Genomic DNA, 26,651 nt, shown 5'->3' with positions numbered 1-26,651 from the left:
CATGGACGAGGCCTTGCTGCAGCGTCTGGCGACGCTCGAAGGGGAAAGCGCAGTGCGTCGCTTGATGGCGCGCTACATGGACCTCTGCGACGTGCCGAGGGTGACGACCCAGGTCAGCGAACTGGCCGAGCTGTTCTGCATCGACGCGATCTGGGAAGGCGTGGGTCGCGAGACCGCACAGACCTTTGGCCAGCATCGTGGACGCGAGGCCGTGGCGGCGTTTGTCGGTGGTTACCTGCCGCCGTCGGATCACTTCCAGTTGAACCTGCATTACCTCACCAGCGAGTCGATCTTGGTCGACGGCAACGCGGCGCAGGGGCAGTGGATCATGCAGCAGATTTCCACCTATGCCGATCAGCGCAGCGAACTGTTCGGCACGCGCTTGAACATCGATTTCCGCTGTGTCGACGGCGTCTGGCTGATCGCGCATTTTCGCACGCAACGGCTGTTTAATACGGAGCTGAATGCATGAGTACTTTCGTCAGCGAATTCCTCCTCGGCGGCAGCGGAAAACGCGTGGCCATCAAGGACTCCATCGACATTGCCGGCCATCCGACCCGCTCGGGCAGCCGTGCGTTTGCCGACGCACCAGCGGCGACGAAAAACGCCGAAGTGGTGGACGCGATTCTCAACGCCAATTGGCAGATCGTCGGCAAGACCAACCTGCACGAACTGGCGTTTGGCGTCACCGGCATCAACGACTGGACCGGCACGCCGATCAACCCGCAAGCCCCTGACCGCGTGCCGGGCGGCTCCTCCAGCGGTTCGGCCTCGGCGGTCGCGGCGGGCCTGGCGGACATCGCTATCGGCACCGACACCGGGGGTTCGGTGCGGGTGCCGGCGGCCTGCTGCGGTATCACCGGACTAAAACCGACATTTGGCCGTGTCAGCCGCGTTGGCGCGCATCCGCTGGCCTCCAGCCTCGATTGCGTGGGGCCGTTCGCCAGGACCATGGACGACCTGATCGCCGCCATGCAGGTGATCTGCCCGGGCTTCAATGTGCAAGGTTTGCCAGGTGACGGCGCCAAGGTCGGCTTCCTCGAAGTGGCCTGCGACGCGCACCTGCAAGCCAGCCTCGGTGCTGCCGCCGACCGCGCGGGCTGGCGCCGCAGCCACCTCCAATTGAGCGAGTTCGAAGCGGCGTTCGCCGCCGGCCTGACCGTGATCAATTTCGAAAACTGGGCAGCGTTCGGCCACCTGACCGGCAAGGGCCTGATCGGCGCCGATGTGGAAACCCGTCTGCTCGCAGCCAGCCGCACTACTCGTGAAGAGCTCGCAAAGGCAGAAATCGTGCGTACTCGCTTTACCCAACAGGTGGATGCCGCGCTGGAAGACTTCGCGGTGCTGCTGTTGCCGACGCTGCCGAGCCTTCCACCCACGCTGAGCGAAGCGCGTAGCGGCAGCAAGGCCGTGGCCGGCATGACCCCGCTGGCGCGTCCTTTCAACCTCAGTGGCCATCCGGCGCTGACGGTGCCGGTGGAACTCGATTGCGGCGGGCTGAAAGTCGGCCTGCAGATTGTCGGTCGCAAAGGTCAGGACGAACTGGTCTGCGCCTTCGGTGCGCAGCTGCAAGCCTCAATCCTTTAAATCTAACAAGAAGCCATGAGGAGAACCGCATGAGCACTCATGAATACCGGCTGATCGCAACGTCGAAAAGCCCCGAAGAGCTGGTCCAGCACGACCGCGTCGATGTCTCGCTGTACAACGACCCGGCGCTGTTCGAAGCCGAGCTGGAAAAGATTTTCTACCGCACCTGGGTGTGGGTCGCCCACGAAAGCGAAGTGCGCAACAGCGGCGACTTCAAGACCGCCACCATTGGCCGTCGCCCGGTGATCGTCGTTCGCGACAAGAAGAACAACATCAACGTGCTGGAAAACCGTTGCCGCCACCGCGGTGCCACCGTGTGCGAGAAGCACAAGGGCAACGCCACCGGTTTCACTTGCCCGTACCACAGCTGGTCCTATGGCCTGGACGGCAAGCTGCGTGCGCTGCCGTATCCGGATGGCTACGAAGGCATCCTCGAAAAGTCCGAATTGCCGCTGACCAGCCTGCGCGTCGAGAGCTACGCCGGCATGGTGTTCGCCAGCTACAACGATGAGATCGAACCGCTGGAAGACTTCCTCGGCGGCGCCAAACACTGGATGGACCTGTTCATGAAGCAGGGCGCCGGTTACCCGATCAAGACCCAGGGCGAACACAAGTTCAGCTTCAAGGGCAACTGGAAGATCCAGCTGGAAAACACCACCGACGGTTACCACTTCCCGATCGTGCACAAGTCATTCATGTCCTCGGTGGATGAAGAAACCTCGGAAATGCTTTCGTTCATGACCGACGAGCAAGCGGTCACTCACTCCCTGGGCAACGGCCACAGTGTGATGGTGATGGTGCCGGAGCACGTTGATCTTGATCACGACGACGGCACTGAACAATTGCAAGAGCGCTTCGCCCACGTCACTGAAGAACTGTCGAAGACCCTGCCGGCCGATCAGGTGCGTCGCATCGTGCGCTCGCTGCACGGCGCCGGTTTCAACCTGAACCTGTTCCCCAACGTGGCCATGTCGATGTCGTTCTTCCGCGTGCTGCGTCCGGTGTCGGTCACTGAAACCGAGATCCGTCACGTTGCCCTGGGCATGGACGGCGGCCCGGAAATCGCCAACCGCGAACGCATGCGCATTCACGAACACTTCCAGGGCCCGTTCGGTTTCGGCAGCCCTGACGATGCCGAAGCCTGGGACCGCGTGCAGCGTGGCTCGTACGCCGGCGTCGATGCGCCAATCCTGGTCAACCGCGGCCTGAACCGCGAAATCACCGCTGAAAACGGCGACAAGGTCAGCCACGCCACCGACGAGGGCGGCATGCGCGGAGCCTACGACATGTGGAAAAGGATGATGAGCCAATGAGCAATCACGACACCCTGAACGGTTTTTCCGGCCCGCTGGCCCAGGCCATCGAATTCATCTGGCGCGAGGCCGAACTGCTCGACCACAAGCACTACGCCGAGTGGGCGACCTTGTGGAGTGAAAGCGGCAAGTACATCGTGCCGATCGACCCGGACACCGAAGACTTCGAGGCGACGCTGAACTACGCCTACGACGACGCACGCATGCGTGACCTGCGCATCGAACGCCTGACCGCCGGCTATTCGCCGTCGGCGGTGGATGCGGCGAAAACCATTCGCACGATCTCGCGTTTCCGCCTGGTCGAAGCCGCCGGTGACATCGTCGAAGTCAACTCGGCGCAGCTGCTGTACGCCTACAAACGCGGCGTGCACACACCGTTCGTGGCCGACCTGAACCACCGCATCCGTTTCACCGATGGCGTGCCGACCCTGGAGCGCAAAGTGGTACGGCTGATCAACTCCACCGACAGCCTGAGCGCGCTCGGCTTCCTCCTGTGAGGGCAACATCATGAGTCGAGTAGCCCTTGTAACAGGTGCCTCGCGCGGACTGGGCGAGTGCATCGCCCGTCGTCTGCACGGGGCGGGGTATCGCGTCGCCCTGGCCGATGTGCGCCTCGATGGCGTGCGTCAACTGGCTGCCGAGCTGGATGCCAGCGGTGCCAGTGCTATCGCCATTGAGCTGGACGTGCGCAGCAAGTCCGACTTCCAGCATGCCCGCGACGTGCTGGTCGAGCACTGGGGTGGTTGCGACATCCTGGTGAACAATGCCGGTGTATCGAAAGTCGCGGCGCTGATGGACATCACGCCGGAAGAGTTCGACGAGTCGATGGCGATCAACCTGCGCGGCACCTTCGTCGCCTGCCAGGTGTTCGGCGCACACTTCGCCGAGCGTGGCTTTGGCCGCATCGTCAACATCGCTTCCCTGGCCGGGCAAAACGGCGGCACCGCCACCGGCGCGCATTACGCGGCGGCCAAGGGCGGCGTGGCGACGCTGACCAAAGTCTTTGCCCGTGAACTGGCGCCGCAAGGGGTGACGGTCAACAGCATCTCGCCAGGTCCGCTGGACTTGCCGGTCGTGCGTGAAACCGTGGCCCCGGAGCGTCTGGAACAGATCCTGAAAATGATCCCGGCCGGCACCCTCGGTGATCCGGCGTTCATCGCCGACAGCGTGCTGTTGTTGATCGCCGACAACGCCACGTCCGTCACCGGCGCGTGCCTGGACGTCAACGGCGGCCTGTTCATGCGCTAAGCCACAGAAAAATGCCCCCCTGTAGGAGCGAGCGCGCTCGCGATGGTCGTCAACGATGACACGGGAAACCTGACACCCCGTGGCGACCTCAGGTTCATCGCGAGCATGCTCGCTCCTACAGGATGCAGTACCCAAGACAACAGTATTCAGGTGATGCCATGATGAAGGTGAAAATCGAAAGGATCGTCGAAGAAGCGCAGGATATCCGTTCCTTTCGCCTCGTGCGCAGTGACGGCCAGCCGCTCGACACCTATGAACCGGGTGCCCACGTCGACCTGACCGGGCCGACCGGCGTGACGCGCCAGTATTCCCTGTGCAGTCCGCCACAGGATCGCCGCGCCTATCTGGTGGCGGTGAAAAAAGAGGCAAATTCACGCGGGGGCTCGCAGGCCCTGCATGAGCAAGTGGAAGAGGGGATGGAGCTGGAAATGGGCGCGCCGCGCAACCTGTTCCGCCTCGATCCCGATGCCCGCGAACATGTGCTGTTCGCCGCTGGCATTGGCGTGACGCCCCTGTTGAGCATGGCCTATCGACTGGCGGAAAGCGGCCAGCCGTATCGCCTGCATTACTTCGCCCGCTCGGCGCAGTACGCCGCGTTTACCGAACTGCTGGCAACGAATTTCGCCGATCACGTAGAGTTCCACTACGGCGTCGAACCGGGCGATCTGGACGCTGCATTGAGCGCATGCCTGGATCGCGCCAACCCGGCGGCCCACGTCTACACCTGCGGCCCGGCACCGTTCATGAAAAAAGTGGTGGAAGTGGCTGCGCGCAGTCGCGCCGATGAGGCCATTCACCTTGAACACTTCGCTGCGGATCCGGCGGCCAACAGCGCTCCGGCCGGCAGTTTCGAAGTGCAGCTGGCCAGTTCCGGTGTAGTGCTGCAAGTGCCGGCCAACACCAGCCTGGTGGACGTATTACAGGCCCACGGTTGCGACATCGACACCGAGTGCCGCGAAGGCATCTGCGGCACCTGCATCGTCGAAGTGCTGGAAGGCGTGCCGGAGCACCGCGACAACTGCCTTTCCAACAAGGAAAAGGCCTCCAACCAGCAGATTTGCGCCTGCGTTTCACGGGCACTTTCCGCTCGTCTGGTATTGGACATTTAATCGCTTTGCGCGCTGGAAAGCCGACGCCGGAGTCTGTTGAATGAGGCCCGGCGGCCGCCAAGGGAGGGGTTGGCTGGAGTACGAAACACTATTTACCGAACCGCTCGGCGAAGCGGTCGAGAATAACAACAAGAACTGTGAGGCTTTGCGGACATGATTACAGCATCGACGGTGCGCAATGAGGCGTTCGAAAGTTGGTTGAGCCAGGTGAACCAGGCCTGCGGGCGTTTTGACGCCAGGGCGCTGGACACCGACTTCTACGGCCAACTCACGGAGTTTCGCAGCGGCGCGATCAACCTCAGTGTGGTCGACATGGCGCATGTGCATCTGTATCGCACCAGCAAGGACGTCAGCACCAGCAGCGACGGCCACTATTACGCGGTGTTCCAGCTGCACGGCAGCTCGCACCTGGAACAGGGCGACAATCGCACGCAACTGGGCTGTGGCGACATCGCGTTGATCGATGCCAGCCGCCCCAGCGACATGACCTACAACGATGACTCGCGCCAGTTGTCGCTGATCCTGCCGCGCCAGGTGGTGGAGCGTGGTACGCACTTCAATGCGGTGAACTGCGCCACGCGCATCGGCGCCAACAGCCCTCTGGCGGCGATGGCCAACAAGCTCGTACTGGAGACCCGCCAGCAAGAAGGGCTGGACATGCAGGAAAGCGAGGCCGTGCTCGACGCCCTGGTCAGCCTGCTGCTGCCGGGGATCAGCGCCCGTGACAGCAATGCCGATCCCCATGAGCGGCAGTTCCGCAAGATCATCGCCTTCATCGACGCGCACCTCAGCGACGAAGAGCTGTGCCCTGAACTGATCGCCCGAGAAGTGGGGATTTCCGTGCGCGGCCTGTACCGGATGTTCTCCAAGCGCGGCCTGGTGGTGGCGCAATACATCAAGCACCGGCGCCTGGACTTCTGCGCGGAAAACCTGCGCCGTGCCGATGTCGAGCAGAAGCTGTCGGCACTGTGTTACGCCTGGGGTTTTTCCGATTCAAGCTACTTCTCGTCGGCATTCAAATCGCGTTTTGGCGTGTCACCGGGTGCCTATCGCAAGCGCTATAGCCAGCACTGACCGCTTTGCGTCAATTGCCATCCATGTTGAATGTGATGGCCCCTTCGCGAGCAAGCCCGCTCCCACATCTGACCTGCGTTGAACACAGATCCAATGTGGGAGCGGGCTTGCTCGCGAAGGCGGCGGGACAGGCAACTTTGTTATTGAGACTGTACTCGATAGTCAATGCCGTGCCGGCTCATCTACCGGCAGGTGCAACACCTCGCGCACCAGCATGGCAATGCTGCTCACGCCCATCTTTTCCTTGATCTTGGTGCGGTGCACGTCAACGGTCTTCACGCTGATGTTCAGCTCCCGGGCGATCACCTTGCTGGCCTTGCCATCGATCACCAGCATCAACACTTCACGCTCGCGGCTGGTCAGCAGCGCCAGCTTGCCCTGCAGGTTCTGGCGCTGCTGCTGATCGGCCTGGGCGTGCACGGCGGTCTTGAGCGCGGCCTGGATGCGGTCGATCATCTGCTGCGGGTTGTAGGGCTTCTCGACGAAGTCCAGCGCGCCATTCTTCATCGCCGTGACCGACATCGGAATGTCGCCATGGGCCGAGACGAAAATGGTCGGCAAGGTGCTGCCGCGCTGGTTGAGGATCTCCTGCAGCTGGAAACCGCTGGTTTCCGGCATGCGCACATCCAGCACCAGGCAGGCGGGCTGCCTGGGGTCGTACTGGCTGAGGAATTCTTCGGCGCCAGCGAAGCACTGCGCCTGAACGCTGACCGACTCCAGCAGCCAGGCCAGCGAGGTGCGCAGGTCTTTGTCGTCGTCAACGATGTAAACAATCGGTTTGCGGGTTTCCATCAGGGGCTGCCACGAAAATTTCTAATTATTGTTTTCGCACGCGAACGCACGGCACGCATCGGCTGTGTTTTTTCCAGCCTGTTAGCAGGATACCCACTGTCGCGGGCCCTTGCGATAAAGAAACCACCTAGTCGACTAGCGGAAACCTAACCTCGCCATGGGGATCGCAGGAATGGTTGCGCCGTGCCCACAGCCTTAGTCTTATTCCATCACCTACGGGCCGCTTCAGAGCGGTCCTCCTGAAGGAAGGGGCATCGACATGGCCGACCTGAGCCAGCAGCAAATCGACTTTCGCAACGCCATGGCGCAGCTGCCTGCTGCGGTGAACATCATCACCACCAACGGCCCCGGTGGGCGCTGCGGCATCACTGCCAGCGCTGTGTGCTCGGTGACCGACTCGCCGCCCACGGTGCTGGTATGTGTCAACCGCAACAGCGCAACCCACGACGTTTTCCGCAGCAATGGCCGCCTGTGCGTCAACGTGCTGTGTGGCGAACAGGAAGAACTGGCCCGCCACTTCGCCGGCATGACCCAAGTGCCGATGGCCGAACGTTTTGCCTGGGACCTGTGGGACGACGGCGCGGCGGACGTGCCGGTGCTGCGCGATGCCCTGGTGCAGCTGGAAGGGCGTATCACCGAGTGCAAGGAAGTGGGCTCGCACTCAGTGATGTTCGTGGAGCTGGACAAGGTGGGCGTGCGCGAACCGCGCGATAGCCTGGTGTATTTCAACCGGTTGTTCCATCGCCTGGAACACGCTGGTGCGCATTGCTGACAATTGATCGTTCCCACGCTCCGCGTGGGAATGCAGCCCGGGACGCTTTGCGTCCCTTCTAGAGCCGAACGCAGAGCGTCCGTTGAGGCATTCCCACGCAGAGCGTGGGAACGATCAGCGGGGGGCTGTTACTGGTGGAGATATTCCCGGGCCAACCGGCACGCCCGCTCTATCAACATCGGCGCCATTTCAATCGCCGTCGGCGTGCCCTGGCGGGTATGAATCCAGCCCAGGTACGTGGTGCCACGCAGCATCAAAAACATCGCCAGCGTCTTGCGATCCGCTTCGGTCAAGGGTTTGACCCTGTGATAACCCTCCAGCAGCGCCGCTTTGATCTGCTCATAACGCGGATCCTCCACGCAAAAATACAGCGCGGTCGCCAGCTCGAACATGTGCCAGCCAAACCCCGCGTCATCGAAGTCGATCAAGCGCAGGCGCGGGCCTTCGATCAGCAAGTTTTCCGGGACGAGGTCGGCGTGGATCATGCCGAAGTTACCCAGATAGCGGCCGTATTGACGCAGGTCCTTGCGCGCTGCACGCCGGGCTTGCAGCAACAGCTCGCGTTGCTCATCGCTCAGCTGTTGCAGCTCCCAGAAACGCCCCCAGAACGGATTGGCACCGATCAAGCCTTCCTCATCCCAGGCGTGCCGGACAAACTCGTCCGGCTGCTGCCATTCTGTCGAATGTACATGAATGCGCGCCGCAAGCGCCCCAGCTTCGGCAAACAGGAAGTCGATTTCGGTATCGGCCTGCACCCCGGCCTCTGAGGTGCCGGCCGTGGTGCCCGGCAACCAGGCGAGCATATCGACATGGCGTTCGCCGATGTCGGCATGGCTCACTTCAATCAGATGGCGCAGGTCCCGGGCGCGGATGATCTGCGGCACGGTAATCCCGGCGCTTTCCAAGGCTTCCATCCATTGCAATTCGGAACGCAACGCCGCTGCGCAATGATAGCCATTGCGATGGATGCGCAGGGCCACCCGCTGACCGTCGTGGCGGCGGGCAGAGAACACCGCGTTCTCGCGGAATTTCACCAGTTCGATGTCGCCGAAGTCGCCGTCCCAGTGTTGCAGGGCGTGGCGCGCCAGGTCGTGCAATCGGGCGACTTGCTGATCGTGGTTCAACGTGTGGAAGTCAGTCATGGCAGGGGCCTCAAATCGCGCTCAGGGCGTGGTCCAGGGTGTCGACGAACAAGTCGGCATGATCGCGGCTGAACACCAGCGGCGGGCGCAACTTGAGTATGTTGTCACCGGCGCCGATCTTGCTGATCAGCACGCCGTTCTCGCGCATGTCGTTGACCACCTTGCGCGCCTCCAGTCCGGCCGGCTCCTTGCTGGCGTGATCGCGCACCAACTCCATGGCGAAGAACAGGCCCTTGCCGCGCACGTCGCCGATGATCGAATGTTTGCCTGCCAGTACCTGCAAACGCTGCTGCACATAAGCGCCGACGTTTTGTGCGTTTTGCAGCAGCTGCTTTTGTTCAATCTCGTCCAGCACCGCCATGCCGACCGCCGCTGCTACGGGCGAGCCGCCGAAGGTGTTGAAGTACATGGCGTTGCGCCCGAACGACTCGACCAGCGCCTTGTGGGTGATCAACCCGGCCAGCGGATAGCCGTTACCCATGGGTTTGCCGAGGGTGACGATGTCCGGCACGACGCCGTGGGCCTGGTGGCCCCAGAGGTGATCGCCGGTGCGACCGAAACCCGATTGCACTTCATCGGCGATGAACAGGCCACCGGCGGCGCGGATCAACTCGGCGGCCTTGGCAACGAAACTGGCCGGCACCCGGGGCAAGCCTTCGTTGGCGAACAAGGTGTCGATCAGTAGCGCGGCGGGGCGAATGCCCTGGGCCTGCATCGAGGCGATGGCGGCCGCGATGTTGGCCGCGTACTGCTCGGCCAGATGCGCCTCGCTGGTGCCCACCGGTGCCCGGTACAGGCATGGAATCGGCACGGCGCGGGCATGGGCCGCGAAGGGTTCCGGCGAGGGCAGGGCGGTGGTGACCTGCGCCAGCGACGCGGAGTTACCGTGGTAGTTGTAATCGCTGACGATAATGCCGGTTCCGCCGCTGGCGTAGCGTGCCAGGCGCAGCGCCAGTTCGTTGGCCTCGGTGCCGGTGCAGGTGAACATCGCGGTATCCAGCGGTTGGCCGAAGGTCGCGGTCAAGCGTTCGGCATAGCGCACCACTTGTTCATCGAGGTAGCGGGTGTGGATGTTCAGCGTGGTGGCCTGGCGGTGCATGGCGTCGGTCACGTGAGGGTTGCAGTGGCCGACGCAAGGCACGTTGTTGTAGACGTCGAGGTAGCGGCGACCGTCGACGTCGAACAGCCACACGCCTTCGCCGCGCACCAGGTGCAAGGGCTTGTCGTAGAACAGCGGCGAGGCGCTGCCGAGTACGCGATGACGACGTTGCAGGAGAGTGTCAGGCATGGTCTGGAACCTCGATTTGGGCGGCGCGGCGAGTGCGCAGCAGGAAGTTGAAAATACACAGTGCGAAGGTCACGCCGAGGGCGATCAGCATGCTCAGGTCAAGCTGGAAGCAGGCGGCGACGACCACCAGCGTCAGGGCCAGACCCAGCCAGGCGACCAGCTTGCCGCCGATCAGGCGGAAGGGACGTGCCAGGTCGGGCTGGCTGCTCTTGATGCGCAGGTACGCGCCGAAAATGCACAGGTAGCAAACGTTGAGCAGCAGCACGACCGCGAGCATCACCGTGGCTGGATCGACTTCGGACAAGGGCAAGCCGATCGCGCCGATCAGCAGCAGTGCCGGATACGGCGTGCCGCGTTTGCCGGTCTTGCCCAGCCACTGCGGGAACAGGCCGTCGCGAGCCATCGCGAACAATTGCCGGGAGGCTGCGTACACCAGGGAGAAGAAGGTGGCGATCAAGCCGAACACGCCGCCGCAGCCAATCACCTTGGCCAGCCACGAGCCTTCACCGAATGCGCTGTTGCTGGACATCGCGGCGTACAACGGGTCGCCCGCCGAGCCCACCAGTTCCACACCACCGGCGCCCGGTGCGCAGACCAGTACCACCAGGGCTGTGACCAACAATGTGCCGATGGCCGCCAGAATGCCGCGAGGCATGCTGCGGCCGGGGTTTGCAGCTTCTTCCGCCGCCGAGCCGGTTTGCTCGACGGTGATGAACAACCAGATCGCGAATGGCACGCAGGCGAAGATGCCGCCGAGGCTGAGCGGTGCCGAGACGTTAGCCGGCAATGCCAGCAGGTTGTTCAACTCGACATGCGGCGCCATGGCCACACCGAAGGTCAACAGGGCCACGACCGCAATCACGCCGGCAATGAACGTCAGGCCCATGGCCTCACCCACCCCGCGCAGGTGAATGCCAATGATCACCGCAAACAGGGCGACCTTCACCGGCCAGCCGCCAAGACCGAATATCGACTCGGTATAGGCACAAATGAACGTTGCCGCCACCCCGGTGCCGATGGTCAAGGCCAGCGCGCACGCCACCCCGACCAGGTAACCCACGAACGGCCCAAACGCACTTTGCGCATACACGAACACACCGCCGGCGCTGGGCAACGCGGTGGACAGCTCCGCCACGCATAACGCCAGCCCACCGCACAGCAGCGCCATCAACAAGGTGGCGATCAACATGTTGAGCCAGCCACCGGCCGCCAAGCCAAAGTTCCAGCCGGAAAACTGCCCGGCCACCACCAACGCAATTCCAAGGCCAGCAATCTTTGGCCAACCCAACGCACTTTTCTTGAGCACAGAAATCTCCCGCGACCCGAAGGTCGATTTATTGTTTTTGTGAGAAATGGAGGGGGCAGGCTTTGCACTGCGCACTGCCGCTCAACGGCACCCGCCAAGGTTTCGTGGGGGTACCCTGAGGTCGGCTTTGATACTACGCCCAGGGTGCATCAGAGCATGTTGCGCCCATGCCATGTGCTTGATTGTGGATGCCAGAATTCTTCTGGGTTCGGTGGTTGTTGGAGAGTTTTTTGCGAGCCTGCTCGGATTGCATCTTGCTGCCAGGCAGGCGTTCTGATGCTGCCGTCATAGGCTTGGAATCCGTGCCAAGCGGTCATCAAGGTTACCGTCTGTCTTTTTTTTTGACTGGAAAAGGGCTAGTTCAAAAAGTTCTCATGGAAAAAGCAAGTATCTTCTTACTCCGTCCTACAGTTCGCTGAGCTCAGCACCGCTCGGCTTGTTTCAGTTTTGCAGAAGCTATGTGACGATTTTTTAAAGACTTTAATATTATAGTAATTAGATTCCGTTTTTTTAAACTATAACTCAACAAAAAAGCACTTCCGGTCCTGTGCGAAACTTCTCGTAAAGTTGAGTGAAATCTCCTACGCGTAAAAAATACAATCTCTTGCGTTCAATACTCGAAGCTATTAGATATAAAGGCGCCACTGAATTCCCGGTGGCACTTTCTCTAACAGCGAGTATTAGTTATGAACACTGAAAATCTTGGTGAGATTCTTTACTTTGGAGATGAGTCTGATTTTGGCTCATGCCCACACATGGCTGGAGGATCCGGAAGTCAAGGCGGATGTGGGGGAAGCGGCGGATGCGGAGGTGGCGGCGGTTGTAAGGGGGGGAGTGGAGGTAGCGGCGGGTGTGGGGGAACGCTATAACCGCACCAATATCATCCGATAACGATTAAAGAACCAAAATGCTATGGCTTTTCTGGTATTTGCCAGAAAAGCCAATTGTGAGGGTTTTTATGATGATAAATATACAAAACTATGAAGTATTAAATTTTCCTACTGATGATTTGATCGTCTCAAAAAGGGGGGTGTCAAGGATAAACTCACCTGCCTTATTGGCAGCGTTGACGAAACTAAAAAATTATAAAAATATTTCAAGAGTTACATTCGATGAGATATTGTCGGATCACGGATTAAATTCGGACTATGCTTATGGATTCTTAGAAAAAGCACTTTCCATTACGGAGGATTTCAGTGGCTTGTATTTTGAGAAAACCCTGGGGAAGAAATACCGAACTAGAAAATTTACTGAGAAGTGAAATAAATACACCTTTGGAATTAAGTGAGATATCAGGCTCGCTCGTGGATGTTGTTTCGAATAAGAAATACTACATTGTTATCGTATGCATGAATTACGATTATGATTTTATAAAGAAAACATACTTTGATCTGGTAACTGCGGCTCCTGAAAGTGCGATCAGTGTTTGTTATTCTGTCGGGAATTCTTATTGCATAAGTCAACCCTATTTGCCGAAGGTCGGGAACCCGTGTCATTTTTGCAGTGTGGATCGGCTGATAAACTATGAGGGATATCAAAGCAGCAGGAATGCTTGGTCAAAGCTCCTACAGTTCTGCAGAAGTAAACATATTGCAGTGCCTACAAGCCCGTTGAATGTTCTTCAACGCTCATTGTTGGTTGGGGCGTTGATCAGGAAAATAAAGCTGCTGACGAGTTCCGATAGTGAGCTTCGCTATCAGGATAATATCCTCCAGGAAACCCATGTTGACTTTGCAAGTACTTTGGTGAGAGAGGCTTCGGTTGCCCATTGGTATATGTGTGACTGCTTGAGGCTGCAAAAATGAAATACATTCCTCATGATTATTATCTTAAGTTCATGGATTCCAAAGTTCATGCAGAGACTGTAGATTTTCATGCAAGGGGGAACTATACAATTCATGACGCTTTCGCGCATACTACCCGTCTACACAGTATCAGTGATAAGGATCTTTCCCAGTTGACTGGGAATGAGTTACGACTTTATCCAGATATGGACATAACTTTCCCTATTGATCCCAAGGTGAAACCCAATTCGGCTATTTGTCGAGATGAGTCATGTGGAACGTTTTCTAAGGAAAGTATAGAGTTCTTTAGAGTTGAAAAATTGGTATCCCCACTTCTGTGTTCAAGAGAGGATGGCTATAAGAGAGGGTACCCAAGTGGTGGCGCGCTATACCCTGTTGAAGTGTTTATTTGTTCGCTAATGGACGAAGACAAAAATTGGCCGTGCCCTGAGAAAATTTTACATCTACTACCTCACTCAAAAAAGTTTGAAATAGTGCAGGGTACACAGGACGTAGAGGACTTAAAAAAGGCAGTCTTGTCTGCTCCTGGTAGCATTGGGTCGCCTAGTGTCGCAATAATTTATGCTGTCTACATACCTAAAACATTATTCAAATATAGATATCGAGGATATCGACTTGCGTTAATGGAAGTTGGCTCAATTTATATGTTGATCGAATTGCAAGCGAAAACCTTGGGTTTGCGGTGTAGGTTGTGGTCAGCATATACCGATACGATGCTGAGCAAAGCAATAGGTCTTAACCCTACACTTTTCTTTCCGGTATGTGTCCACTTTATTGGTGAGCAGCATGATCCTATATAATTCCATTTGCGAGTCAGTGTTGCCTGGTGCACTGATTTGTCAACCGTCGTGTTTAGTGTCTTTTCCATCCTCGGTAGAAGTGGAGGATTCTTGGCTAAATGGAGGGTCGGGCATAGGGGATGGTTCCTCATCTATAAAGGCGGCGCTAGGGGAGTATTTTGAGAGGCGACACTTCTATATGGAAGTGATGTCAAATGTTGTTGGAAATATCAATCATTCGCTGACGAGGGTAGAGGCCGAGAAATTTATCGAGGCTTTCTCTCAAACCAATGAAAATGACCTGACATCCGCACAACTTTTTAGCCATTCGTATAACTTAACGAAAGTGTATCGTGCGTCAGATTTTTCTGTTTGCCACATTCCAACTGCATGTATTTCTCTAAATTACCATAAGATCGAAAGCGAAAGCTCAATATACCCCCTGCGAGATACCTGTGGTTGTAGCTTTCATTGGTGTTTTGAAGAGGCGGGTTTTGGCGCGATTAAAGAATATTTGGAAAGGCAATTTCTAGCTAGGTTTTGGCTCACAAGAAAATGCCAAGGTTTAATTACCAGCGAGAATGTCCTAGAAGCTTTGTGTGAAAGTCGTGCTAAAACTCTGTATCAGGCGCTTCATAAATCAGGTGAGCTCGTGGTCATAGATATATCTGATGCTGATTATCCCGGCTCATGCATATTGACAGTTTATGGTCAAAAAAATAGAAAGCGACATGTTCAGTATTGCGCAGGGATGTCGTATGCGAAAACACGTGCTGCCGCAATTGAAAAGTCAATATACGAGCTGTGGCAAACTTACAGGTTTGTTGGTTTATTTTTGGCCACTGAACGTGATATCGACGAGGTAAAGGATCCGTACTTGAAGCATTTTCTGAACTGCAATACTTATGATACATACAAGGAGATAATCCGTATCGATCCTTGTAGTATGTTCGCCTCAGAGTCTTGTCCTGTTTTTAGCTTCTCAGGTCTTTTAGCTACCCTCAAGGCTCAGCAAGTTGATGGCTATTTGTATGTTGATTCATTGAGCATAAATAATGACTCATACTTCTTTTGTAAATTTGTTTCTCCTGATTTTTTTCTGCACATGAATAATTCCAGGGGGATAAATACTCGCAATAAGTACTCTCAAATTTTTAGCGCTCAGATCGATGCTGAGCGAAAAAACATGATGGTCCCATTTCCATAAAAGGAGATAGCTATGCCAATGTGTACTCTGTCAAGATCCCTTGCACTCTCGGGGCTGTTTATAAAGGAGCAGTTAAAAGAACCTGTCGCGCTTTTTTGGATGATTATTTCTCCCGTAGTGACCTATTATTTGCTTGCGTATTCTAGAGGGGGGTTTTCTGCCTCAGAAGTTAGCTACATGGAAAGTACATCCTGGTTCTATGCATATATTTCTTCAAGTGTCGCTTTTTTTGGATTTTCTTTTTACATCGTAGGGAGGAGGGAGAGCGGTTATATCAGATCGTTTGTTTACACGCCCGACGCAAAGATGGTATTTATGGCGGCGCAGTTTTTAGCGTACTCACTGGTTGCCTTGATTTACAGCATCACTTTCTATGCTCTGACCTATTTTTCTTACGGGTCCTTTGATGTATCCGATCTCTGGGGGGTTATTTCTCGTTTTTATATATGCTACATCCTGTTTGTTATTCCAGGGGTTTTATTGGGGTTTCTGCCATTAAGTTTTCAGAATACTAGTACGGTTTTCTCAATTGCGTCATTTATAATGCTTGTACTGGGAATTCTAAGTATTGGTGACTCGTACCCTGTATTCGACGCTGTTAATGAATTCAATCCTCTATCTGTTGCGAATCAGATCATGGTTGGAGGTTACGAAAAATACAGTGTTTTAATTTTCTGGATTATTGGGTTGTTTGTAGCGGTCTTTTTATTGTCGTTGCGATTCTTGCGAATAAATCCTGTGTGGAGTCGATATTGATGAGTATGTTAGAAACTAAATCCCTTTGTTTTGGTTACTCTGACAAAGTGATATTCAATGACGCGTCTATCAATGTGATTCCTGGGGCCATCACCGGATTGCTGGGGCCAAACGGATCTGGAAAAACTACTTTTTTCGATATCGTTTGCGGGCTCCGAAAAGTGAATGAAGGACAGCTTCTCAATAGGTTTGCCACACAGCTTTATTTATCGCAGACAGTCATGACGCCACCAGTATTTCGTATGTCCGATATTTTTCGAATGACGACGTTGTTGTGCTCATCGACCCGAATCTCGCAAGAGCAAGCCTTGAGGAAACTCACTGCCTGGAGTCCAGAAATAGTTCAACGATATAAAGAGATCTGGGCAAAAAAATCTTCTGTTTGCAGTTACGGTGAAAAGCGTTGGTTCTTTACTCTTTCCTTGCTTGCCATAGAGGCGAGCCTGGTAATACTGGATGAGCCAACCGCTGGAGTTGATCCTGAATTCAGGCATTATATTTGGAAATGCCTTCGAGGAGCGGCAAATGAGGGAACGGCAATTCTGGTGTCGTCTCACAATGTAGAAGAGATTGCAGGTAACTGTGACATCTTCTACATGATCAGTCAGCAACAGTTCAAACCATTCAATTCAGGTGGCGAATTCGTGAGGCGCTATGGCGCAAGCAGCTTGGACGAAGCTTTTATCCGTGCAGCTGCCGAGCCCGTACGTAAAACTCTGTAGATGTCCATGCATAGATGCTGATGACTTCGTGGCCAGGCCATTGAACGACTCGGATTATTGCCGGATCAGGAGAATGTACTTCTGCGCGTTGTACTACGTGACTGTTCACGGTCAATCACAACTGCGGAGGCGAATGCCCTGTATTCCCGAATCCAGTCGGCATTGCATGAAGGTGCCCCAGGGGGCGGGTTACAAAATGGATTTTCCAGCGGTCTAAAACACTCCAGGCCCCCTGTAACTTGCCTTGGAAAGTCGAGTGTCAGATGCCAGTGATGCCGGATGTTCAGGCCTCATCGCGAGCAGGCTCACTCCCACAAGGGATCTTCGGTGAACACAGTATTTGTGTATGACAAAGATCCAATTGTGGGAGCGAGCCTGCTCGCGATGGCGGTAGATCAGGCAGCATCCATGTCAAATCCGAAAACTCCCCACCAACTGATTCAACCGCGCCGCCTGCTGCTCCAGCTCAGTACAAGCCCGCAACGTCGCCTGCAAGTTCTCCACGCCTTGCTGGTTCAGCGTGTTGATCCGGGTGATGTCGACATTCAAGGCTTCGACCACGGCGGTCTGTTCTTCGGTGGCGGCGGCGACGGACTGGTTGACGTTGTCGATCTCGCCGATGCGTTGGGTCACGCTGCTCAAGCGGCTGCCGGCGAGGTTGGCGATGGTGACGCTTTCTTCGCTGTGCTGTTGGCTTTCGGTCATGGTGGCGACCGAATCGCGGGCACCCACTTGCAGCTCCTCGATCATCTGCTGGATCTCCAGCGCCGAGGACTGGGTGCGACCGGCCAGGCTGCGCACCTCGTCGGCGACCACGGCAAAGCCGCGGCCGGCTTCACCGGCCCGGGCTGCTTCGATGGCGGCGTTCAGCGCCAGCAGGTTGGTCTGCTGGGAGATGCCCTTGATCACTTCGAGGATTTGCCCGATGTTCACGGTCTTGTCGTTGAGCACTTCGATGTTGGCGCACGACGTGCTGATTTTTGCCGACAGTTCGTGCATCACTTCAATGGTGCGTTGCACCACCTGGCGACCGTCCTCGGCCTGTTGTCGCGCACTGGAGGCCTGGTGCGAGGCATCGGAGGCGTTATGCGCGATCTCTTGCGCAGCGGCGCCCAACTGATTGATGGCGGCGGCGACACTGTTGGTGCGGCTCGATTGATCGTCGAAATTGCTCAGCGACGAATGGGAGGCCTCCAGCACCCGGCGGGCACCTTCGTTGACGCCCAGGGCTGCCGACGACACTTCGCGAATCGACTGGTGAATGCGCTCGACAAAGCGGTTGAACGCCGTGGCCAACTGGCCGATTTCATCCTGTGACTGTACTTGCAGGCGCCGGGTCAAATCACCCTCGCCAAGGGAGATATCCTCCATGACCCGGGTCAGCACTTGCAGCGGCCGGGTGATGCGCCGTGCCGTGTACCCGATCAGCAGGAGGCCAAGCAAGGCCGAGCCGCCACCGAGCAGCAGTTCCAACGCCGTGCTTTGCACGCCCTGGGCGTCGAGTTGTTTTTGCAGGCTGGCGACCGGTGCCAGCAATACGTCTTGGGGCACGCCGACCAGCACACCCCAGGGCGCAGCACCGGCAATCGGTGGCAGCGGTTCAAGGACGTTGATCTGCTGCGGGTCTTCAAACACCTTCGGCTGACCCTGGCGCAAGGCGTCCATCACCTGGGCATTGTCCATCGGTTGTCCGAGGCGGCTGACATCCTGGCTGTTGGCGGAGATCACGCCACGGGGGCTGACGATGCTGATCTGGCCGCGGCCATCGAATAATTGCAGCGCACTGTTCTCGCTGTTCTTTTGCAAGGCGGCGAGGTTGATGTCGAGGCCGACCACGGCGATGACTTTGCCGTTCTCCAACAGCGGGAAGGCGACGCTGGTCACCAGTTTGCGACTGCCCGATGCCTCGTCGAAGTAGGGTTCCAGCACACAGGCCTGGCGATTGTCGCGGGCGCAGGTGTAGAAGGCGTTGTAGGGTGCGCCGCTGGGGCCTGGCTCGGTGTTGGCCAGCAGGCCTTCATCGCCGATCACCGCTTGCAGTTCGCCGGGTTTGCTTTGCACCCAGTACAGGGAGAAGCGTCCGGTTTCGTTGCTGCCCAGGTCCGGCTTGCCGGCGAAGCCCGCGTCGGCACCGTCCAGCGCATCGGGTTCAAAAATGACGTAAAGCCCGAGCAGGTCGGGCTTGTCGATCAGGGCCTGTTGAAGCTGGGTGCTCAGCTCCTGGCGCAGTTGTTGGCGGGTCAGATTGCCCTGATGCTGGAGTTGCCTGAGGTACAACAGATACCGCGACAATCCCTGGCCGAATTCGTGGGTCTGCATGAAGGTGCGTTGCACTTGCATGGCCTGCACTTTACCCAGGGCCTGCATGTGTTCCCGGGCCGCGTCGGCGAGCATGTCGCTGCTGGCCCGGGCCACTTGCTGGCTGCTCTTGTGTGTCTGGTAGAGCGACAGGCCCATCAGCAAACCCACCACCAACACCAGGCAGAGGCCGGCGAGCAGGGTGATCTTGCTCTGGATCGTGAGGAATCTTCTGTGCATCGGAAAGGCCTTTTCCATGGGAAACAATAGCGCTGCGATTACGAACCTGTAGGAGCTGCCGCAGGCTGCGATCTTTTGACTTTCAAGATCAAAAGATCGCAGCCTGCGGCAGCTCCTACATCGGTTCGAGATTAGAAATTGGTGGCGAAAATCAGCTGGCTGTAGAGGTTCTTGTCGTTGTTGCCCAACTGCGTACCGCCCTGGTCGGCGCTCTTGTCCGGCTGGAACAGACCGACCAGCGGCATCACCGAGATGTGGTCGTTCAGGTGCCATTCGGCGTACAGGTCGACTTCGTGGCCATCGGTGTTGCCCAGGTCGCGGTCGATGGTGTCGAAGTTGAAGTACATCGCGCCGACGGTCAGGTTCTCCAGTGGCGAGACGGTGAACTTGAGTTGCTGGATGCGCGAGTTGGTGTTGAACGGGCCGGCGTAGTTGCCCGCCACTTCACCCTGGAACCAGGTGCCGAAGCCACGGCTGAAACCGTAGAACAGCGTGTCGTAGCCTTCCGAGAAACGGCTGTAGCGGTAGCCGGCATACGGCGTCCATGGCGCCTCGGAAAAGGTCCAGCCGGCTTCCAGGTACCAGGCGTCTTCGGTGGCCGTGTGGGGTTTGTCCTGCTTGGCATATTCACCGGAGAGGAACAGGTCCTTGAACCCGGCGTTGCCGGTCGCGCGCAGGCTGTAGGTCTTCATGCCGTCGCGCTCGAGTTGCGCGGGGGAGGCGAACTGCTCATCGACGTCCGTGGTGTCGATGTAGGTCAAGCCGACGGTACCGGCCTCGGACACGTGCTCCAGGGTGCCGACGTACATTTCGGTCTTGGCTTGCGCGCGGTTGTTGGATTTCAACCACATCAGGTCACTGCGCCAGCCTTCCTTGCCGCCGATACGCAACACCGCGGTTTCGTCGAAGGCCTTGCGCGCGGCCAGCCAGTAGGCGCCACCGCGATTGAATTCGCCGTCGGCCAGGCCCTTACCCAGATTCAGTGCATCGCCGTTGATCAGGAAACCGTCGCCGACCACGATGTTCTGGCGGCCGAAAGACAGGTCGATGCCGTCAGCACCCAGCGCGGGAAACAGATCGCTCGAGCGCCAGCCGAGGTACGCATCTTCGAACTTGGTGGTGCGCTCCGAACCGTCGGTGAAGCCAGCGGCGTCACCGTCGCCCCAAGTGCCGGAGCTGAGCATGTTCGCCGCGCCGTAAGCAGTGCCGACCCCAGCCAGGCCCTGGTCGAAGCTCAGGCCGTACTTGATGTAGCCCTCGCGCCAAGAAGACGAACCTTCGTCGAGGCGACCCGACAGGGCGTAGTTTTCCTGGCTGTGGAAAACGCCGAAAACCGCTTCCAGGGTGGCGTTCAGATGACTGTCGTCACTGGCGTAGAGTTCGTAGGCGCTCGCCTGGCCGGCACTGATCATCAGCGCCAGGGTTGAAAGGCGAAGCAAGGGGGACTTGAGCATGGTGTGGCATCCGTTCTTGTTCTTGAGCGCAGGGTTGCGGTCCTTCCAGATACTAATGCCGGGATTTTTTGCGCCTTGTTGCCTCGGTGCCAAAGAGTTGGTTGTGCTTGCCAGATTGCATGGCGAGGTGACAGTGCACACGTGGGTGCACTGATTGAGAGGGGAGTGTGGGATTGTTTCCGGTTAAAGAGAGGCGGAGCGGGACACTATCGAATTCTTCTCAGGTTCATGGCCTTCAACTTCCTGAGCATGCCCATGACATCGCGCAGGACAGGCGTCCTGTCGAACAGGGACAGCGCATGCAAGTCCGTGCGCGAGGGTCTTTGATAGCCCAGGTTCCAGGTGAAGTAGTAGGCCTGGACGTCTTTGTTCGAATGAATGAGCGTATTGAGGGCGGCGTCATAGTGCATCGGCCCGCCGTCAGGATGCCCTGGCGGGCGCTCCAGGATCTGCAGCAGGAAATCGCGCAACCGGGTAATGCATTTGCCGTTTACCGCATAGAAATGCGACAAGTGTATGGGCTGGTCGACCGCTTTCCAGGTGGGCGAGCTTGAATCGCCTTCGAACGGATGGCCAAAGTAGGCGATGTCCCACTCCATGCCTTGCAGGGATTCGATGGCCTGTTTTCCATAGTGGGAAATGCGTCTGGAAAACTGTATGTCATCCTCCAGGATCAAAATGTTTTTCACATTCAGGCGTATCGCCTCTTCCAGGATCCCCAGGTGACTCATGAAGCAGCCCCTGGCTCCGATGCTTGGAAAACCGTTGTCTTCACTGGGCGTCACCGCCTGGAAAAAGCTGACTTTTTCGTGATCAAAGGGAAAGCCGTTGCGCGCGAATTCTTGTACCGTTTCTACGCGGCGATCCTTTCTTGACGCGATGTTGATGATTCTGGCTCGATCGAAATAGTCGGTCACATTCATCCAGCAGTTCCTCAGCGCAGGTGATCGGGGCGGCTGGATTGCAGTATAGGCAGAACTTTGGATCAAGCCTGGCTATCGCTGATCGCGCCCGTGCAGCACTTTGGCAGAACCGCCAACACAACTGGCAGGCAGGGCAAAACCTGCTAGCCGGCGACCACCGACAATCGCTCTCAACCTGCCGAAGCACCAAAGCCTCGGCACTTTCAGTGTTGGCGTTCGCTTTGCCAGCGAATGCGTGGATTTTCAAGGTCGTTTCTTATGTTCACCACCCTGCGTTTGTCCCTCGTTGCTGTGTTGTCCGTCACTCTGGCGCAGGCTGCTGTTGCCGCCGATTGCGCACCGCTGCAGCAGCGTGGCGCCGAAGTGTTCGCCAATGAATGCGGGGTGTGCCATGCGGTGAGCAAAGGCACGATGGGCATGATGGGGCCGAACCTTGCAGGCGTGGTGGGGCGCAAGTCCGGCTCGCTGGAAGGCTTCAACTACTCGCAAGCCATGCGCAACAAGAACATCGACTGGCAAGCCGAGAACATCGCGCAACTGATCACGCAACCCCAGGCCTATGTGCCTGGCACCTACATGCCCTACATGGGCATGGCCTCGGCGGATGATCGCCAGGCGGTGGTGTGCTTCCTCAAAGAACAACACTAATTGACGCTTTCGCCGGCAAGCCGGCTCGTCCATCTGAATTCAAAGGTGATTTATGAGCAACGTTGAAATTCTGCCGCAGGTTGCTGCATTCCTCGATCGCCAACACGGCTGCTTTATCGATGGCCAGTGGGTGTTTGCCGAAGGTCAGACCATTGCAGTGGTCAACCCGGCCACCGGGCAAACCCTGTGCGAAACCCTCGACGCGCCCCTGGAGATCGTCGAGCGCGCCGTGCAATCGTCGCACCAGGCTTTCAAGTCGGGCGTGTGGTCGGGCCTGCGTCCAGCGGACCGCGAGCGCATCCTGCTGAACTTCACCCGCCTGGTGGAGGAGCATGCCGAAGAGCTGGCGCAGCTGGAAACCCTGAGCCAGGGCAAGTCGATCAACATGGCCCGCGCGCTGGACCTGAACGCCACGGTGGAGTTCATGCGCTACATGTCCGGCTGGGCGACCAAGATCGAAGGGCAGACCTTCGATGTATCGATCCCGCTGCCGCCGGGTGCCAAATTCACGGCGTTCACCAAGCGTGAGCCAGTGGGGGTCGTGGTCGGCATTGTGCCGTGGAACTTCCCGCTGCTGATCGCCGCCTGGAAACTGATGCCGGCGCTGGCCACCGGTTGCACGGTGATCATCAAGCCGGCGATGGAAACCCCATTGACCGCCATGCGCCTGGCCGAGCTGGCCCTTGAAGCGGGCATTCCGGCGGGTGTGTTCAACGTGGTGACCGGCGGCGGTGCCTCGGTCGGCGGCGTGCTGACCGCGCACCCACTGGTGAGCAAGGTGTCGTTCACCGGATCCACCGCCGTGGGCAAGAGCGTCGGCGTGGCGTGCATGGAAAACATGACACGTTTCTCCCTGGAGCTGGGCGGCAAGAACCCGATGATCGTGCTCGCCGATGCCGACATCGAAAAAGCCGTGCAGGGCGCGATCGTCGGTGGCTTGCTGAACAATGGCCAGGTGTGTGCGGCGGCTTCGCGTTTCTACGTGCATCGCTCAATCCACGACAAATTCGTCGAAGCCCTGGCGGCGGCGGTCTCGGCGATGCCGATTGGCGCGGGCATGAACTGCGAGGCGGCGATCAACCCACTGGTGTCGCGCAAGCAACAGCAGAGCGTGCTCAAGCACATTGAGCTGGCCCGCCAGGAAGGTGCGCGGGTGGTGGCGGGCGGCGAGTTGCTGGAAGGCGAGGGGTTCTTTGTCCAGCCGACCATCCTCGCCGACATTGACCACAGCATGGCCGTGGCGCGCGAGGAGGTGTTCGGTCCGGTGCTGGGAGTGATGCTGTTCGACGATGAAGACGCCGTCATCGCACTGGCCAACGACAACCGCTACGGGCTGGCCGCCAGCCTGTGGACCAACGACCTGGGCAAGGCCATGAACCTGGTGCCGCGTATCGAAGCCGGTACGGTATGGGTCAATGCCCACGTATTGCTCGACCCGGCGATGCCGTTCGGTGGCGTCAAGCAGTCGGGCATGGGCCGTGAGTTTGGTCGTGCGGTGATCGAGGCCTATACCGAGCTGAAATCGGTGTGCATCGCTCACTGATCAACCCGTAGGAGCTGACGAGTGAAACGAGGCTGCGATCTTTTGATTGTTAAATGCAAAATCAAAAGATCGCAGCCTCGTTTCACTCGGTAGCTCCTACAAAGGCATTCGCGTTACGCTGTTGGCGGTTTCGCCAGTTCTATCCCGGCGGCACCCAGCCGCTTGAGAATCTCGAACAACAGCTCGCTCTTGATTGCAGTGACCATGCGCGGGCTGTTGACGTAACCGGTGACGGTCAGGGTAATGCCCTCCGGTTTGAGTTGGCTGAAGCGCACCACCGGCGCCGGTTTTTCCAGAATGGTCTCGTGCTCGCTGAAGGTCTCGTACAGCAGGTTGCGCACTTGCTCGGGGTCGATGTCCAGCGGGAACATCAGTTCAAGTGTCGCCACCCCCTGGGCGCTGCCACCCAGGGTGACGTTGCGCAGGTTCTGCGAGATCAACTGCGAGTTGGGCACGATCACGATCGAGCGGTCGGCCAGCTGTATTTCCGTGGCCCGCACGTTGATCCGGCGGATGTCGCCTTCGACCCCGCTGATGCTGATCAGGTCGCCGACTTTCACCGGGCGTTCGGTCAAGAGGATGATGCCGGAAACGAAATTCTTGACGATCTCCTGCAGGCCGAAGCCGATGCCCACTGACAGGGCGCTGACGATCCAGGCCAGGTTGGTCCATTGGACCCCCAGCGATGACAGGGTCAGCAGGAGCACCAAGGCATAGCCGATGTTGGAGAACAGCGTGCTGAGCGAGGCACACATGCCGGGGTCCATTTCGGTTTTCGGCAGGAACTCGTCGTCCAGCCAGCGCCGCAGCGAACGAATCAGGTAGAGGCCGATGACCACGGCGAGCACGGCATGCAACAGGTTGGCCGGGACGATGTTCAGTTTGCGCAGGCCGTCGCCGCCGAGCATGGCGAGGATGTTGGTGGCCAGTTGTTCGAGCGTCGAGCCGATCCCGCCCACTATCAAGGTGATCAGCGCTATCAGCAACAGTGCGGCGCGACCGGCACCGGACAGGATGACCGAAATCTGTTCCAGCCGCGTATTGCCAATGCCCAGCAGCTGCTTGAGGGTCTTGCCGGTGGAGTGGCGGGGGGAAAACAGGTGTTCGCAGCCGTCCTTGAACAGCTGGGTCAGCAAATAGAAGCCGGCGAATATGATGAAAAACCACACCAGTTCGTAGGTGATGAACCGCGAGAGCGATATGTAGCCGGTGAGCAGGGCGAGGAGGGAAATCGCGATCGCGATGCTGGCGAAGGCATAGATCATCCCGGCCAACGTCCGCCCCGCTTCGGGGGCAATGCCCGCCGCGACCATGTCCCGGCGGGTTTTGTTAACGCGCAACAGCAGCATGGCGATCATGGCCGAGACGATCAATGCGACCAGGCCACGGACCGAGATCACCAGCCCCGGGGTCATGCCAGTGACATTGGTTATCTGCGCCAGCGACACCAGCACAAGCAATGCCAGGGCCAGGCGTGTGGGGTAGGGTTTGATCGCCAGGGCGAGCGGATCGGCAAAGGCCGGCAGGCGCCATGAAGGGTGCTGCGTGGATAGCAGTGCGCGACTCAGGCCGGTAATCAGCACGCAGGTATAGACGATCTTTTCAAAATCCTGGGAAAACCCTGTGAGTTGCGGCGTCAGGGGCAGCTCGCGGGTGACGGTAAAAAACAGCAACTGCAGGGCGATCCAGGCAGACAGGATCGTGGCCACCACCGATGAAAGCGCAAGGGTGCTGCGTCGCAGGCGTCCTTCCGGCATCCGGTGAATGCACAGCCAGGTCAGCCCGCGCTCGGCCACCCTCCGACCGAAGATCCAGAAAACCAGGGCCATGACGATTAAAAAGCTGGTCAACAGGCGTTCGCCCGGTCGCCAGGTGGCGCCAAGCGTGGCGCCGATCTGCTGGAGGAATGCGTTGAATTTTTGCCGGTCATCCTCTGGCGGATTGAACAATGTTGCCCAGAACCAGGGATTGAGCACGCTGCGGGTCCGCTGGGTCACTTCGGATTCCAGCAGGCTGCGGCGAATGGCGGCAATCTGGATCAGCAATTCCGCCGCGCTGCTTTTAAGCGTTGCCAGGGATTTCAGTTTGGCGTCGACCAGGGCTTTTTGACCCGTCAGGGTGGCTCTTTGCAGGGCGATGTCGGATTTCTCGGGCGTGGCATCCGGTGGCGCGGGTCCCAGCACGCCCAATTGCGCCTGCAGCTGAGCCTGCTCGGGCAGCAGCAGCGTCGTCAGGCGATCGACCTCCTTGATGAGTGCCTGAACCAGGTCCTGCGGGCCTTCAAGCTGGCTGTAATTGCTGGCCTGTGAAACCTGCTGTTTGAAACTGCTGAGTTGGCCCAGCAACGCCTCCAGCTCGCTGTCGGAAACGCTGGCGGACGGGAGGGGCTGGGCGGTGACGGGGGCATCGGACATGGGCGCCGCCGACAGCCATCCGACGCTCGGCCCCAGCAGCGCGAAAGCGATGAGGATCACTAGCTTCAATGCATAACGCATGGGCGTGCTCGACTGGTTGATAGTCATTGCGCCTATGAGGTTAGGTCATGATGGGGGCAATCGAGCTTTTTTTGGACGGATGTGCCTGGCGCCTTCATATGTAGGCGCGAGGCGACCATGAATAAGGTCAACGAGTTAAAACTGCCCGAT

The 26,651-nt window shown here is 58.0% G+C and carries 23 protein-coding genes and 2 pseudogenes; 16 read left to right on the top strand and 9 right to left on the bottom strand.

Going from position 1 to position 26,651, the window contains the following annotated elements:
- Position 1 precedes the first annotated feature (1 nt).
- The 7 genes from HGP31_RS18335 to feaR all read left to right on the top strand — a co-directional run bounded on the left by HGP31_RS18335 (position 2) and on the right by feaR (position 6,331).
- Positions 2–472, top strand: coding sequence for a nuclear transport factor 2 family protein (locus HGP31_RS18335; protein ID WP_033044315.1), 471 nt, complete (start codon positions 2–4; stop codon positions 470–472).
- Positions 469–1,587, top strand: coding sequence for an amidase (locus tag HGP31_RS18330; protein WP_168758350.1), 1,119 nt, complete (start codon positions 469–471; stop codon positions 1,585–1,587). Before HGP31_RS18335 ends, HGP31_RS18330 begins: the two co-directional genes overlap by 4 nt.
- Before the next feature lie 29 nt (positions 1,588–1,616).
- Entirely contained in the window at positions 1,617–2,900 is a 1,284-nt protein-coding gene (locus tag HGP31_RS18325; protein ID WP_020799605.1) for an aromatic ring-hydroxylating oxygenase subunit alpha, read from the top strand.
- Complete coding sequence (locus HGP31_RS18320; protein WP_033044314.1) at positions 2,897–3,397, top strand: aromatic-ring-hydroxylating dioxygenase subunit beta; 501 nt, start codon at positions 2,897–2,899, stop codon at positions 3,395–3,397. The genes HGP31_RS18325 and HGP31_RS18320 overlap by 4 nt, the downstream gene beginning before the upstream one ends.
- Positions 3,398–3,407: 10 nt before the next feature.
- Entirely contained in the window at positions 3,408–4,148 is a 741-nt protein-coding gene (locus tag HGP31_RS18315; protein ID WP_020799603.1) for an SDR family NAD(P)-dependent oxidoreductase, read from the top strand.
- Positions 4,149–4,306: 158 nt separating this feature from the next.
- Positions 4,307–5,257, top strand: coding sequence for a PDR/VanB family oxidoreductase (locus HGP31_RS18310; RefSeq protein WP_033044313.1), 951 nt, complete (start codon positions 4,307–4,309; stop codon positions 5,255–5,257).
- 153 nt (positions 5,258–5,410) lie between these two features.
- Positions 5,411–6,331: a transcriptional regulator FeaR gene (gene feaR / locus HGP31_RS18305; RefSeq protein WP_020799599.1), complete on the top strand. Its 921-nt coding sequence runs from the start codon at positions 5,411–5,413 to the stop codon at positions 6,329–6,331.
- Between the two features lie 162 nt (positions 6,332–6,493).
- On the opposite strand, the gene HGP31_RS18300 is transcribed toward feaR, so the two are convergent.
- Positions 6,494–7,123 carry a response regulator transcription factor gene (locus tag HGP31_RS18300; protein ID WP_008062087.1) on the bottom strand — a complete coding sequence of 210 codons (630 nt, stop codon included), beginning with the start codon at positions 7,121–7,123 and terminating at the stop codon, positions 6,494–6,496.
- A 259-nt stretch (positions 7,124–7,382) separates the two neighbouring features.
- On the opposite strand from HGP31_RS18300, the gene hpaC reads away from it, so the two are divergent.
- Entirely contained in the window at positions 7,383–7,895 is a 513-nt protein-coding gene (gene hpaC / locus HGP31_RS18295) for a 4-hydroxyphenylacetate 3-monooxygenase, reductase component (RefSeq protein ID WP_110750647.1), read from the top strand.
- A 128-nt stretch (positions 7,896–8,023) separates the two neighbouring features.
- Here the strand turns inward: hpaC and HGP31_RS18290 are convergent, their stop codons facing one another.
- Genes HGP31_RS18290 through HGP31_RS18280 form a run of 3 tightly spaced genes read right to left on the bottom strand, consistent with a single transcriptional unit; the run spans position 8,024 to position 11,631 of the window.
- The gene (locus tag HGP31_RS18290) at positions 8,024–9,037 is read right to left on the bottom strand and encodes a phosphotransferase enzyme family protein (protein WP_020801261.1); all 1,014 of its coding nucleotides are present in this window, start codon (positions 9,035–9,037) and stop codon (positions 8,024–8,026) included.
- Between the two features lie 10 nt (positions 9,038–9,047).
- Positions 9,048–10,325, bottom strand: coding sequence for an aspartate aminotransferase family protein (locus tag HGP31_RS18285; RefSeq protein ID WP_020801260.1), 1,278 nt, complete (start codon positions 10,323–10,325; stop codon positions 9,048–9,050).
- Positions 10,318–11,631 carry an amino acid permease gene (locus tag HGP31_RS18280; RefSeq protein ID WP_020801259.1) on the bottom strand — a complete coding sequence of 438 codons (1,314 nt, stop codon included), beginning with the start codon at positions 11,629–11,631 and terminating at the stop codon, positions 10,318–10,320. The genes HGP31_RS18285 and HGP31_RS18280 overlap by 8 nt, the downstream gene beginning before the upstream one ends.
- 907 nt (positions 11,632–12,538) lie before the next feature.
- On the opposite strand from HGP31_RS18280, the gene HGP31_RS30395 reads away from it, so the two are divergent.
- The 6 genes from HGP31_RS30395 to HGP31_RS18250 are packed head-to-tail and all read left to right on the top strand — an operon-like array spanning position 12,539 to position 16,900.
- Complete coding sequence (locus HGP31_RS30395; protein WP_205896212.1) at positions 12,539–12,892, top strand: hypothetical protein; 354 nt, start codon at positions 12,539–12,541, stop codon at positions 12,890–12,892.
- A complete protein-coding gene (locus tag HGP31_RS31030) occupies positions 12,828–13,436 on the top strand; it encodes an McbB family protein (RefSeq protein WP_168758349.1) in 609 nt (202 codons plus the stop codon). Before HGP31_RS30395 ends, HGP31_RS31030 begins: the two co-directional genes overlap by 65 nt.
- The gene (locus HGP31_RS18265) at positions 13,433–14,236 is read left to right on the top strand and encodes a SagB/ThcOx family dehydrogenase (RefSeq protein ID WP_168758348.1); all 804 of its coding nucleotides are present in this window, start codon (positions 13,433–13,435) and stop codon (positions 14,234–14,236) included. Before HGP31_RS31030 ends, HGP31_RS18265 begins: the two co-directional genes overlap by 4 nt.
- The gene (locus HGP31_RS18260; RefSeq protein ID WP_168758347.1) at positions 14,223–15,422 is read left to right on the top strand and encodes a YcaO-like family protein; all 1,200 of its coding nucleotides are present in this window, start codon (positions 14,223–14,225) and stop codon (positions 15,420–15,422) included. Before HGP31_RS18265 ends, HGP31_RS18260 begins: the two co-directional genes overlap by 14 nt.
- A 12-nt stretch (positions 15,423–15,434) precedes the next feature.
- Entirely contained in the window at positions 15,435–16,178 is a 744-nt protein-coding gene (locus HGP31_RS18255; protein ID WP_168758346.1) for an ABC transporter permease, read from the top strand.
- Positions 16,178–16,900, top strand: a complete 723-nt coding sequence (locus HGP31_RS18250; RefSeq protein ID WP_168758345.1) for an AAA family ATPase — start codon at positions 16,178–16,180, stop codon at positions 16,898–16,900. Before HGP31_RS18255 ends, HGP31_RS18250 begins: the two co-directional genes overlap by 1 nt.
- A gap of 411 nt (positions 16,901–17,311) precedes the next feature.
- Here the strand turns inward: HGP31_RS18250 and HGP31_RS31025 are convergent.
- The 4 genes and pseudogenes from HGP31_RS31025 to HGP31_RS18235 all read right to left on the bottom strand — a co-directional run.
- Positions 17,312–17,911 (bottom strand): annotated as a pseudogene (locus HGP31_RS31025) (methyl-accepting chemotaxis protein); the annotation flags it as partial.
- Positions 17,912–18,166: 255 nt separating this feature from the next.
- Positions 18,167–19,219, bottom strand: a pseudogene (locus tag HGP31_RS31020) (methyl-accepting chemotaxis protein); the annotation flags it as partial.
- A gap of 350 nt (positions 19,220–19,569) precedes the next feature.
- On the bottom strand, positions 19,570–20,892 hold the full coding sequence (locus tag HGP31_RS18240; RefSeq protein ID WP_168758343.1) for an alginate export family protein: 1,323 nt from the start codon (positions 20,890–20,892) through the stop codon (positions 19,570–19,572).
- A 206-nt stretch (positions 20,893–21,098) separates the two neighbouring features.
- Positions 21,099–21,815, bottom strand: a complete 717-nt coding sequence (locus HGP31_RS18235; RefSeq protein WP_020797716.1) for a glycosyltransferase family 25 protein — start codon at positions 21,813–21,815, stop codon at positions 21,099–21,101.
- A gap of 258 nt (positions 21,816–22,073) precedes the next feature.
- Between HGP31_RS18235 and HGP31_RS18230 the strand changes: the two genes are divergently transcribed.
- Both HGP31_RS18230 and HGP31_RS18225 read left to right on the top strand, forming a co-directional pair.
- On the top strand, positions 22,074–22,463 hold the full coding sequence (locus HGP31_RS18230) for a c-type cytochrome (protein ID WP_020797717.1): 390 nt from the start codon (positions 22,074–22,076) through the stop codon (positions 22,461–22,463).
- 52 nt (positions 22,464–22,515) lie between these two features.
- Entirely contained in the window at positions 22,516–24,006 is a 1,491-nt protein-coding gene (locus tag HGP31_RS18225) for an aldehyde dehydrogenase family protein (RefSeq protein WP_168758342.1), read from the top strand.
- Positions 24,007–24,119: 113 nt separating this feature from the next.
- Here the strand turns inward: HGP31_RS18225 and HGP31_RS18220 are convergent, their stop codons facing one another.
- The gene (locus tag HGP31_RS18220) at positions 24,120–26,501 is read right to left on the bottom strand and encodes a DUF3772 domain-containing protein (protein ID WP_168758341.1); all 2,382 of its coding nucleotides are present in this window, start codon (positions 26,499–26,501) and stop codon (positions 24,120–24,122) included.
- Between the last annotated feature and the right edge of the window lie 150 nt (positions 26,502–26,651).

Source organism: Pseudomonas umsongensis (assembly GCF_012647205.1).
GTDB classification, from domain to species: Bacteria; Pseudomonadota; Gammaproteobacteria; order Pseudomonadales; family Pseudomonadaceae; genus Aquipseudomonas; species Aquipseudomonas umsongensis.
Note: the sequence above shows the minus strand (reverse complement) of the source record. Positions and strands in the feature narration are given on the sequence as shown.

Bases quoted from the DNA above. Each gene is read 5' to 3' on its own strand.
- HGP31_RS18335 (WP_033044315.1), top strand. From the start codon at position 2: ATGGACGAGGCCTTGCTGCAGCGTCTGGCGACGCTCGAAGGGGAAAGC.
- HGP31_RS18330 (WP_168758350.1), top strand. From the start codon at position 469: ATGAGTACTTTCGTCAGCGAATTCCTCCTCGGCGGCAGCGGAAAACGC.
- HGP31_RS18325 (WP_020799605.1), top strand. From the start codon at position 1,617: ATGAGCACTCATGAATACCGGCTGATCGCAACGTCGAAAAGCCCCGAA.
- HGP31_RS18320 (WP_033044314.1), top strand. From the start codon at position 2,897: ATGAGCAATCACGACACCCTGAACGGTTTTTCCGGCCCGCTGGCCCAG.
- HGP31_RS18315 (WP_020799603.1), top strand. From the start codon at position 3,408: ATGAGTCGAGTAGCCCTTGTAACAGGTGCCTCGCGCGGACTGGGCGAG.
- HGP31_RS18310 (WP_033044313.1), top strand. From the start codon at position 4,307: ATGATGAAGGTGAAAATCGAAAGGATCGTCGAAGAAGCGCAGGATATC.
- feaR (WP_020799599.1), top strand. From the start codon at position 5,411: ATGATTACAGCATCGACGGTGCGCAATGAGGCGTTCGAAAGTTGGTTG.
- HGP31_RS18300 (WP_008062087.1), bottom strand. From the start codon at position 7,123: ATGGAAACCCGCAAACCGATTGTTTACATCGTTGACGACGACAAAGAC.
- hpaC (WP_110750647.1), top strand. From the start codon at position 7,383: ATGGCCGACCTGAGCCAGCAGCAAATCGACTTTCGCAACGCCATGGCG.
- HGP31_RS18290 (WP_020801261.1), bottom strand. From the start codon at position 9,037: ATGACTGACTTCCACACGTTGAACCACGATCAGCAAGTCGCCCGATTG.
- HGP31_RS18285 (WP_020801260.1), bottom strand. From the start codon at position 10,325: ATGCCTGACACTCTCCTGCAACGTCGTCATCGCGTACTCGGCAGCGCC.
- HGP31_RS30395 (WP_205896212.1), top strand. From the start codon at position 12,539: ATGCTATGGCTTTTCTGGTATTTGCCAGAAAAGCCAATTGTGAGGGTT.
- HGP31_RS18265 (WP_168758348.1), top strand. From the start codon at position 13,433: ATGAAATACATTCCTCATGATTATTATCTTAAGTTCATGGATTCCAAA.
- HGP31_RS18260 (WP_168758347.1), top strand. From the start codon at position 14,223: ATGATCCTATATAATTCCATTTGCGAGTCAGTGTTGCCTGGTGCACTG.
- HGP31_RS18255 (WP_168758346.1), top strand. From the start codon at position 15,435: ATGCCAATGTGTACTCTGTCAAGATCCCTTGCACTCTCGGGGCTGTTT.
- HGP31_RS18250 (WP_168758345.1), top strand. From the start codon at position 16,178: ATGAGTATGTTAGAAACTAAATCCCTTTGTTTTGGTTACTCTGACAAA.
- HGP31_RS18240 (WP_168758343.1), bottom strand. From the start codon at position 20,892: ATGCTCAAGTCCCCCTTGCTTCGCCTTTCAACCCTGGCGCTGATGATC.
- HGP31_RS18235 (WP_020797716.1), bottom strand. From the start codon at position 21,815: ATGAATGTGACCGACTATTTCGATCGAGCCAGAATCATCAACATCGCG.
- HGP31_RS18230 (WP_020797717.1), top strand. From the start codon at position 22,074: ATGTTCACCACCCTGCGTTTGTCCCTCGTTGCTGTGTTGTCCGTCACT.
- HGP31_RS18225 (WP_168758342.1), top strand. From the start codon at position 22,516: ATGAGCAACGTTGAAATTCTGCCGCAGGTTGCTGCATTCCTCGATCGC.
- HGP31_RS18220 (WP_168758341.1), bottom strand. From the start codon at position 26,501: ATGCGTTATGCATTGAAGCTAGTGATCCTCATCGCTTTCGCGCTGCTG.